This window comes from Rhodococcus sp. B50 (genome assembly GCF_013602415.1).
Lineage (GTDB): Bacteria > Actinomycetota > Actinomycetes > Mycobacteriales > Mycobacteriaceae > Rhodococcus.
Genome location: NZ_WPAG02000002.1, coordinates 3,009,766 through 3,019,230, shown reverse-complemented (window position 1 = coordinate 3,019,230; position 9,465 = coordinate 3,009,766). Strand labels below are relative to the sequence as shown.

General features: G+C 68.2%; 9 protein-coding genes. 5 read left to right on the top strand and 4 right to left on the bottom strand.

Going from position 1 to position 9,465, the window contains the following annotated elements; all coding sequences use genetic code 11:
- The first annotated feature begins 4 nt into the window (after nt 1–4).
- Together GON09_RS14300 and entS are read left to right on the top strand one after the other, a co-directional pair.
- Nucleotides 5–226, top strand: a complete 222-nt coding sequence (locus GON09_RS14300; RefSeq protein ID WP_213932355.1) for a phosphopantetheine-binding protein — start codon at nt 5–7, stop codon at nt 224–226.
- A gap of 10 nt (nt 227–236) precedes the next feature.
- On the top strand, nt 237–1,487 hold the full coding sequence (gene entS / locus GON09_RS14295; protein ID WP_213934448.1) for an enterobactin transporter EntS: 1,251 nt from the start codon (nt 237–239) through the stop codon (nt 1,485–1,487).
- A gap of 61 nt (nt 1,488–1,548) precedes the next feature.
- Here the strand turns inward: entS and GON09_RS14290 are convergent, their stop codons facing one another.
- A complete protein-coding gene (locus GON09_RS14290; RefSeq protein ID WP_213932354.1) occupies nt 1,549–1,947 on the bottom strand; it encodes a hypothetical protein in 399 nt (132 codons plus the stop codon).
- 74 nt (nt 1,948–2,021) lie between these two features.
- A complete protein-coding gene (locus GON09_RS14285) occupies nt 2,022–3,455 on the bottom strand; it encodes an MDR family MFS transporter (protein WP_213932353.1) in 1,434 nt (477 codons plus the stop codon).
- 107 nt (nt 3,456–3,562) lie between these two features.
- On the opposite strand from GON09_RS14285, the gene GON09_RS14280 reads away from it, so the two are divergent.
- The 3 genes from GON09_RS14280 (at nt 3,563) to GON09_RS14270 (ending at nt 7,097) form a co-directional block, all read left to right on the top strand.
- On the top strand, nt 3,563–4,450 hold the full coding sequence (locus GON09_RS14280; RefSeq protein ID WP_213932352.1) for a phosphoribosylaminoimidazolesuccinocarboxamide synthase: 888 nt from the start codon (nt 3,563–3,565) through the stop codon (nt 4,448–4,450).
- A 6-nt stretch (nt 4,451–4,456) separates the two neighbouring features.
- Entirely contained in the window at nt 4,457–6,604 is a 2,148-nt protein-coding gene (locus GON09_RS14275; protein WP_213932351.1) for a S9 family peptidase, read from the top strand.
- 100 nt (nt 6,605–6,704) lie between these two features.
- On the top strand, nt 6,705–7,097 hold the full coding sequence (locus GON09_RS14270) for a hypothetical protein (RefSeq protein ID WP_244866402.1): 393 nt from the start codon (nt 6,705–6,707) through the stop codon (nt 7,095–7,097).
- A 93-nt stretch (nt 7,098–7,190) separates the two neighbouring features.
- On the opposite strand, the gene GON09_RS14265 is transcribed toward GON09_RS14270, so the two are convergent.
- The gene (locus GON09_RS14265) at nt 7,191–7,883 is read right to left on the bottom strand and encodes a response regulator (RefSeq protein ID WP_213932350.1); all 693 of its coding nucleotides are present in this window, start codon (nt 7,881–7,883) and stop codon (nt 7,191–7,193) included.
- Nucleotides 7,880–9,436 (bottom strand): sensor histidine kinase, encoded by a 1,557-nt coding sequence (locus GON09_RS14260; protein ID WP_213932349.1) that lies wholly within the window; start codon nt 9,434–9,436, stop codon nt 7,880–7,882. Before GON09_RS14260 ends, GON09_RS14265 begins: the two co-directional genes overlap by 4 nt.
- Between the last annotated feature and the right edge of the window lie 29 nt (nt 9,437–9,465).

Here is a 9,465-nt window from a genome sequence, read left to right as displayed (position 1 = left end):
CACCGTGCTCGACCGCACTACCGTCCTCGCCGACACCGCCCGGATCCTGGACATCGACGTCGACGAACTCGATCCGTCGGCGAGCCTCGTCGACCAGGGACTCGACTCGGTCAGGTTGATGGCCCTCGTGGAGCAGTGGCGCAGCGCCGGAGTCGAGGTCGATTTCGTGGACCTCGCCTCGGCCCCCGACCTGGAGCAGTGGATCGCGCTGCTCAGCCGCGGATGAGCGGGTGATCGTGGCCGTCTTCGAGAAGCTCTTCATCGACATCGACCCGCTGCGCACCAGCCGCGAGTTCCGGTACCTGTTCACCGCACGCGTCGTCTCGCTGTTCGGTCTCGGTTTCCTCATCGTGGCAGTGCCTGTGCAGGTGTACCAGCTCACCGGCTCGACGGCGCAGGTCGCCGCGGTCTCCGCGGTGATCGGTATCACCACCTTCGCGGCCACCTTCGCCGGCGGGGTGCTCGCCGACCGGTACGACCGGCGGAACGTCATCGCGATCGCACGCGGCACCGCGGGTGTCGCCTTCGCGCTGCTGGCGGTCAATGCGATCCTTCCGGTACCGCAGATGTGGGCGATCTACGTGCTCGCGGTCGTCGACGGCATCGCGGGCGGGATCTCGTCGACCGCGCTCATGGCGGTCACCCCCAGCCTGATCCCGCGCGACAAGCTCGCCGCGGCCGGTGCGCTCATGGCGCTCACGGCCGACCTCGGATCCATGATCGGACCGGCGCTCGGCGGTGTCGTCATCGCCGCCGGTGGCGTGGGCGTGGCGTACGCGCTGGCCGCGTTCACCACGGCGATCACCACCTTCTGTATCACCCGGCTGCCGTCGCTGCCCCCGACGCACGTCGCGGAGGAATCACCGCTGAAGTCGGTGGTGTCGGGCTTCCGGTACGCCGCACACAACCGGGTGGTCGGGCAGGTGCTGATCGTCGGATTCCTGGCGATGCTGCTGTCCGGCTGGGCCGTGCTCATCCCGGAATTCGCCGACGAAGTGCTCGGCGTCGGACCGTCGGTGGTGGGCCTGCTCTACACGGCGCCTGCCGTCGGGGCCGTCGTGGGGTCGCTGACCAGCGGCTGGACCGGGTCGATCCGCCGGTACGGGCTGGTGGTCTACCTGCTCATGGCGGTCTCCGCCGCGGGTCTGGTGGGTGCCGGCGCGACCGGCATCCTCGCCGTGGTGCTGCTCGGTCTCGCCGCACACGGATTCGGCGACTCGCTCGCGGACGTCGTGCGGTACGCCACCGTCCAGCGCAACACCTCCGACGAGTACCGCGGACGGATCGCGGCGGTGTGGGGTGCACAGGTGACGGCCGGTACCTCCGTGGGAGCCGTCGCGGCCGGCGTCGTGGCCTCTCTGGTGCCGATCTCCATGGCCCTGATCGTCTACGGCGTCGCCGGTGTGGTCATCATCGCGCTGATGTTCGTCGCGACCCCGACGCTCCGGCGTTTCCGGGACGCGGGCGATCTCGAGGCTGTCGCCTGACAGACGGCTCTACAGGACGAGAGGAAGCGGGGCCGGGTGAACAACCCGGCCCCGCCTCGCGTCACGCTCGTCCGTCGCGCGCCCACGCTTCCACTGCCGAATACCCTTCGCCGACACCCTGGGTGTAGGCGATGAGCGCCCCGTACAACCGGGATCCCTCGGTGGCGAGCTCGATGGTGCCCACCCAGTCGGCAGCGCGCGCCATGACGTGCGCGGAGATGTCCTGCCGGTCGCGCGTCGCGGACGACACGATCCGGAACGCCTCGTCCGCGATCCGGAAGGTCTCGGCGACACCGCGCCAGAAGTACTCCGCGTCCATGGCCGAGCGCAGCGACTCGTAGTCCGTCGTGTCCTGCATCGCCGTGGCGTATGCCAGTCGCTGCAGAGCATGTTCCGCAGCCCCGACGGGGAAGTACGTCACGTCGTCGATGGTGTCCTTGCCGCCGCTTGTCGTTCTCACCGCAGAGATGGTGCCCGATCTCGAGCGAATACGAAACAGCGTGTAGGTAACGGTATAGGCACGCGGCGTGTCGCCTACCCGGCCGCTGCCGGACGGTTCGGGATCAGGCACACGCACGACACGAGCAACCCCGCGCACACCAGAACGGCGACGAACACCGGCGCTACGGACGCCGCCAACTGCGCCGCATCGGGAGCCCCGATGGTGGTCCCGTCCGCCGCTGCGCTACCCAGGGCTGCGTTGGCGAGCGCACCGAACACCGCGACCCCTACCGCACTGCCGATCGCACGCGCGAAGGCGTTCGCGCCCGTGACGACGCCTCGCTCGGACCAGTCGACGCTCGACTGCGCCGCGATCAGCGCGGGACTGGCGATCAACCCCATCCCCAGTCCCACGAGCACGCAGCAGACCGCGACCTGCCAGGGGGACGAATCCACCCCGACCTGCGTCAACAGCACCGCGCCGCACAGCAGCGGCACCGCACCCACCAGACCGGTGTTGCGGAAACCGATCCGCAGATAGAGCCGGCCCGACTGCGCCGCCGCGATCGGCCAGCCGATCGTCATCGTCGCCAGCGTGAATCCGGCAACGAGCGCCGTGGTGCCCAGCGAACCCTGCACGAACGACGGCACGTACGAGGTCAGGCCCAATACGACCGCACCCACCAGGCACGAGACCGCGCTGGTGGTGACGAGCACACGTCGCGTGAACACCCGGATCGGCAGGATCGGCTCGGCGGCGCGGGACTCGATCCACACGAACACCGCGATCAGGGCTGCACCGGCGGCGAAGATGCCGATACCGGTTGCCGACGTCCACGCCCACGACTGCCCGCCCTCGAGCAGACCGAGGATCAACAGGGCGGCGCCCGCCGCGAGTGTCGCCGCGCCGGCCCAGTCCACGCGCGGTCGCGGTCCCGACGGCGTGTCCTCGCGGAAGTTACGGACGAGCACCCACGCCGCGAGGGCACACAACGGCACGTTGATCCAGAAGATCCACCGCCACGACAGGAAGTCGGCGAAGACACCGCCCACAGCCGGGCCTACCACCGCCGACATGCCCCACACACTGGCGAGATAGCCCTGCGCCTTGGCGCGCTCGGCGACGGTGTAGATGTCCCCGGCGATGGTCTGCGCCATCGGCAGCACGGCACCGGCGCCCAGACCCTGCACCGCGCGGAACGCGATCAGCGCCGGCATGCTCCACGACAGCGCACACAGCACCGATCCCACCGCGAACACCCCGATCCCGAACAACAGGATGGGGGTGCGGCCGAAGACGTCGGAAAGCTTGCCGTACACCGGGACGAGCACCGCCTGCGTAAGCAGATAGGCGGAGAACAACCACGGGAACTGGGTGAAGCCACCGAGGTCCGCGACGATCGTGGGGATCGCGGTGGCCAGGATCGTGCTCTCGAGCGCCACCAGGGCGGTGGCGAGCATCAAGGCGACGAGGATCGGGCCCCGCTCGGACCTGAACCCGACATCCACTCGCGACGATGCGGCCATGCCACTCCTGTTCCCACTCGTGCGTCGCTGTTCCACCCGGCTGCGAGCGAGTGGGATATCCGCCACGGGGTGCGGTGCAGCCACTCGATGAGCACTAGGGTGTCAGCGTGCGTCCTTCACTCGAGTCCTACCAACACCTCGCCGGCGGCAAGGTGCGCGATCTGTACGTGATCGACGACGAGCACCTGCTCCTCGTCGCCAGTGACCGGATCTCGGCCTACGATCACGTGCTCGAGACCCCGATCCCCGACAAGGGGCGGGTCCTCACTGCGATGAGCGTGTTCTTCTTCAAGCTGCTCGACGCCACCAACAACCACCTCGCGGGAGAACCCGACGACGAGCGTATCCCCGAGGAGGTCCTCGGCCGCGCACTCGTGGTCAAGCGCCTCGAGATGGTGCCCGTCGAGTGCGTCGCCCGCGGCTTCCTCACCGGCTCCGGCCTGCTCGACTACCAGGGCACCGGCTCCGTCTGCGGCGTCGCCCTGCCCGAGGGTCTCGTCGAGGCCAGCAGGCTGCCCGAGCCGATCTTCACCCCGGCCAGCAAGGCCGCGCTCGGCGACCACGACGAGAACATCTCCTTCGACGACGTCGTCGAGAAGGTCGGGCTGAACCTGGCGATGAAGCTGCGCCAGGACACGCTCGACATCTACGACCGTGCCGCCATGTACGCGTCCGACCGCGGCATCCTGCTCGCCGACACCAAGTTCGAGTTCGGTCTCGACAAGGCCGGCAATCTGGTGCTCGCCGACGAGGTCCTCACCCCGGATTCGTCCCGCTACTGGGACGCGAACGAGTACGAGGAGGGCAAGGTGCAGGCCAGCTTCGACAAACAGATCGTCCGGAACTGGCTCACCGGTCCCGAATCGGGCTGGGACCGCGCCTCCGACACCCCGCCCCCGCCATTGCCGCAGCACGTCGTCGACAAGACGCGAGCTCGCTACATCGAGGCGTACGAACGCATTTCGGGACTGTCCTTCGACGATTGGATCGGCTGACCGCATATGACCTCCTCGAAGATCACTCCGCCGGTCGCGAAGAAGGTGCCGCTCGAACGCACCCATCACGGGCACACCTTCGTCGACGACTACGAATGGCTGCGCGACAAGAACGACCCCGAGGTCGTCGCGTATCTGGAAGCGGAGAACTCCTACACCGAGGCGCAGACGGAGCATCTCGCTCCGCTGCGTGGAACGATCTTCGAGGAGATCAGGTCGCGCACCCAGGAGACCGACATGTCGGTCCCCACCCGGATGGGTGAGTGGTGGTACTACGCCCGCACGGTCGAAGGCAAGCAGTACGCGATCCAGTGCCGTTGCCCGATCGCCGACGCCGACGACTGGACACCGCCGAACGTGACCCCGGGAGTCGAACTCCCCGGCGAACAGGTGCTCCTCGACGCCAACGTCGAGGCCGAAGGGCACGAGTTCTTCTCACTCGGGGCGTTCTCGATCAGCCACGACGGCACGCTGCTCGCGTACTCGACAGATGTCGTCGGTGACGAGCGGTACACGCTGCGGTTCAAGAACCTGGCCACGGGCACACTGCTGACCGACGAGATCCCCGGCACCGCACCGGGAGCGACCTGGGCGCTCGACCACAGCCACGTCTTCTATCAGACGGTCGACGAGTCGTGGCGGCCCGACACCGTCTGGCGGCACAAGCTCGGCACCGCCGTCGACGAGGACGTGAAGGTCTTCCACGAACCCGACGAGCGGTTCTGGGTGTCGATCGGCTCGACCCGCAGCGAGAAGTACCTCATGATCTGGGTCGGATCCAAGATCACCACCGAGGGGTGGGTACTCGAATCCGACAACCCCACAGGCGAATTCCGTGTGATCCTGCCACGTCGCGAAGGCGTGGAGTACGGCGCGGAACATGCGGTGATCGCAGGTGAGGACCGATTCCTCGTCCTGCACAACGATGTCGACCCCGAGACGGGGGAGAAGGCCGAGAACTTCGTGCTCGCCGAAGCTCCCGTCGACGACCCGTCCGCGCTGCGCATCCTGATCGGACACCGGCACGACGTGCGACTCGAGGACGTCGACGCCTTCGCAGGGCACCTCGTGCTCGGTTACCGTCGCGAGGCCCTCACCCGGCTCGCGGTGTGGCCCTTGACCGACAAGGGCTACGGCACGCTCACCGAACTCGAATTCGACGAGGAACTCTTCGCCGTCGGGCCGGGCGCGAACCCCGAATGGACCCAGCCCACCCTGCGTCTGGGCTACACGTCGTTCATCACCCCGAGCCGGGTCTACGACTACACCGTGAGCACGGGCGAGCTCACGCTGCTCAAGTCGCAGCCGGTGCTCGGCGACTTCGACCCGTCGCTCTACGAGCAGCGCCGCGACTGGGCGACCGCAGAGGACGGCACGAAGATCCCGTTGTCGATCGTCGCGCGCACGGGCACCCCGGAGAACGCGCCCACGCTGCTGTACGGCTACGGCTCGTACGAGGCCAGCATCGACCCGGCCTTCTCCGTCGCACGGCTGTCGCTGCTCGACCGGGGCATGGTGTTCGCGGTCGCGCACGTGCGCGGCGGCGGCGAGATGGGCCGGCACTGGTACGAGAACGGCAAGTCGCTCACGAAGAAGAACACCTTCACCGATTTCGTGGCGTGCGCGCGGCATCTGATCGACACCGGTGTCACGAGCCCGGAGAAGCTCGTCGCCGACGGCGGTAGCGCGGGTGGCCTGCTCATGGGGGCGGTCGCCAACCTCGCGCCCGAACTGTTCGCGGGCATCCTCGCGAACGTCCCGTTCGTCGACCCGCTCACCTCGATCCTCGATCCCTCGTTGCCGCTCACGGTGATCGAATGGGACGAGTGGGGCAACCCGCTCGCGAATCCCGAGGTGTACGAGTACATGCGCTCGTACAGCCCCTACGAGAACGTCGAGGCCAAGGATTACCCGGCGATCCTCGCGATCACCAGCATCAACGACACGCGCGTGCTCTACGTCGAACCCGCGAAATGGGTCGCCAAACTGCGCGCCACGAAGACCGGCGATGCGCCGTTGCTGCTCAAGACGGAGATGAGCGCGGGGCACGGCGGTGTGTCGGGCCGATACGAGAAGTGGCGCGAGGTCGCATTCGAGTTCGCATGGGTGCTCGAGACGTCCGGTGCCTACCGCGCGGAGGCTGCAGGGCAGTAACCTGCATCCGAAGCCACGTCGTGGAGCGGGGGAGGTGACGGTGCGGTCGATCCGACTCGGGACGGAGCTGCCCACCTCGGCGGAGCAGGTGTGGGAGGCGATGCTCTCTCCCGTCACCTTCCTGTACGTGGTCCGAGGCCTGCTCGGGATGCCGGCGCTGGCCGGTCGCGCCACGCCGCTACGGGAGGGTGAGCGCGGCAGCGGGTGGTTGTGGGTACTCCATGTGATCCCGGCCTACCGCCACACGATCGAGGTCGTCGAGGTCGATCCGGCGACCCGCACCGTCCGTACCCACGAACACGGTGGCGTGCTGCGGCAGTGGAACCACACCCTGCACGTCGAACCCCTCGGCGAGGGCCGGTGCCGGTACAGCGACGTCGTCGACATCGACGCCGGGCGTCTGACGCCGGTCGCGGTCGCCGTGGCCGGGGCCCTGTTCCGCTATCGGCAGCGGCGCTGGCACAGACTCGTCCGCAAGCACTACCTGCCGTGAGCGGCCTGTATCCGCTCGCGTTTTCGCTGTTCGTCGCGGCAATTCGTCAATTGTCGTAGCGGATGGCCGAACTCGTCGCGGATGGGGGCACGCTCACCTGCGCAGTTCGTATCGGACCTGGGGGCGACCGGCGCGGCCGTATTCGGTGAGGCGGGTCGCGGCTCCGTCGTCGGCGAGCCGTTCGAGATAACGCCACGCCGTCACGCGCGAGACCCCCACGGCCGATCCGACTTCCGCCGCGGTCTGCGGGCCGTCGGCGTGATGGAGATAATCGGTGATCTTCGACAGCGTATCGGGGGAGATGCCTTTGGGAGTGGACGGACGGGAACTGCTCGTGCGCAGGGCCGACATCGCGCGATCGATATCGTGCTGGCCCGCCGCGGTCTCGGCGTCGCGCAGTGCCGAGCGGTAGGCCACGTACTGTTCGAGCTTGTCCTGCAGTGCCGCGAAGGTGAACGGCTTGAGCAGATACAACACGACGCCCCGCGCGACCGCCGTTCGCACGACCTCCAGATCGCGGTTCGACGTGACGGCAATGATGTCGGGGCTCGGGCGACCGGCGCTCAGGCGCGCGGCGACCTCGAGTCCGTTCGTGTCGGGGAGTCCGATGTCGAGCAACACCAGATCCACCGGCGTTCTCGCCCGCGCCGCCGACGCGACTGCCCGCACGGCGTCGCTGCCCGTGTGCGCGACGCCCACCACCTCGAATCCGTCCACCCTGCCGACATATTCGCGGTGGGCCTCGGCGATGAGCGGTTCGTCCTCGACGATCAGTACTCGGATCACGGCCGGTCCCCGAAGGGGATCTCGGCGACGATCATCGAACCCAGTGAGGGTTCGGTGCGCAGGGTTCCCCCGTGACGCGTCACGACCTGCGCGACGAGTGCGAGTCCGAGACCGCGCTGCTCGGATTTGGTGGAATAACCGCGCTGCATGGCCCGGGCCAGCACCTCCGGCGACATCCCCGGCCCGCTGTCGGCGACCTCGACGATCATCGACGAATCATCCTGACGCACAGTCACCTCCACCCACGGATCGTCCGACGCATGGGAGGCGTCGATGGCGTTGTCGATGAGATTCCCGACGAGGGTGACGATATCGCGCGCCGGAATCGACGGAACGGGGCCCAGTTCCGTGTCGTCGGTGACGGTCAGTTCCACACCTCGTTCGGCGGCCTCGTCGATCTTGCCGAGCAGCAGTGCCGAGAGCGCCGGTTCGTGGACGGCGCCGGTCAACCTGTCGATCAGGTGTTGGGACACCGCCAGTTCCCGGGTCGCGAATGCGACCGCGTCCTCCGTCCGGCCGAGTTCGACCATCGTGATGATGGTGTGCAGACGGTTTGCCGACTCGTGAGCTTGCGCCCGCAGCGACTCGGCGAATCCGCGGACCGAGTCGAGTTCACCGAGGACACTGCGCAACTCGGTGTGGTCGCGGAGGGTGACGACGGTGCCGATGCGACGCCCGTTCCAGTTCACCGCGTCGCTGTTGACGACGAGGGTACGGTCGCGCGTCAGGTGCACCTCGTCGCGTGCCTCGCCGGTGGTCGCGAGTTCGCGCAGTGTCTCGGGCAGGCTGTCGAAGGGGACCGGCCCGGTCGGGGGAAGCCCGAGCAGGCGGCGTGCCTCGTCGTTGACGACGTCGACCCGTGGTGAGGCCTCGGGTGCTCCGCCGCCGAACACCAGCAGCCCTTCGCCGATCGAGTGCAGGACGGCGTCGTGGTGTTCGTACATGCGCCGCAGCTGGTCGGGATCGAGTCCGAGGGTCTGACGGCGCAGGCGCCGCGCGATCAGATATCCGCCCGCCGCGGTGACCACGAGCCCGGCCGCCACCAGTCCGACGATGCCCGGCAGGCTCCGCACGAAGTTCTCCGCGATCCTCTCTCGCGTCACCCCGACCGACACGAACCCGACGAGCGTGCCGTCGTCGTAGACCGGCGCGATGGTGCGGATCGACGGTCCGAGGCTGCCCGTGTACGTCTCGCTGAACGGTTGCCCGGACCGGGCCTCGTCGATGTGACCGGTGTACGGGAGTCCGCTCTGTTCCGGGACCGGATGCGTCACGCGGAATCCGTCCGGGTCCACGATCACGACGAAGTCCACGCCGGTCGCCTCGCGGATCTGTTCGGCGCGGGGTTGGAGCGCAGCGGTCGGGTCGGGGGCGAGCAGTCCCTCTGCGATCTCCGGGAAGACCGCAGTGGTCACTGCGATATCCGTCACGCTGCGACGGGTGGCGTCGTCGGCGTCGCGGCGTTCGTCGACGACGATGAGCGCACCCGCCACGATCGCCACCACCGTGAACACGACCAACTGAAGGATGAGCAGCTGGCCCGCCACGCTCATCGGCGGTCTCGCCTCGCGACGGTTCACCG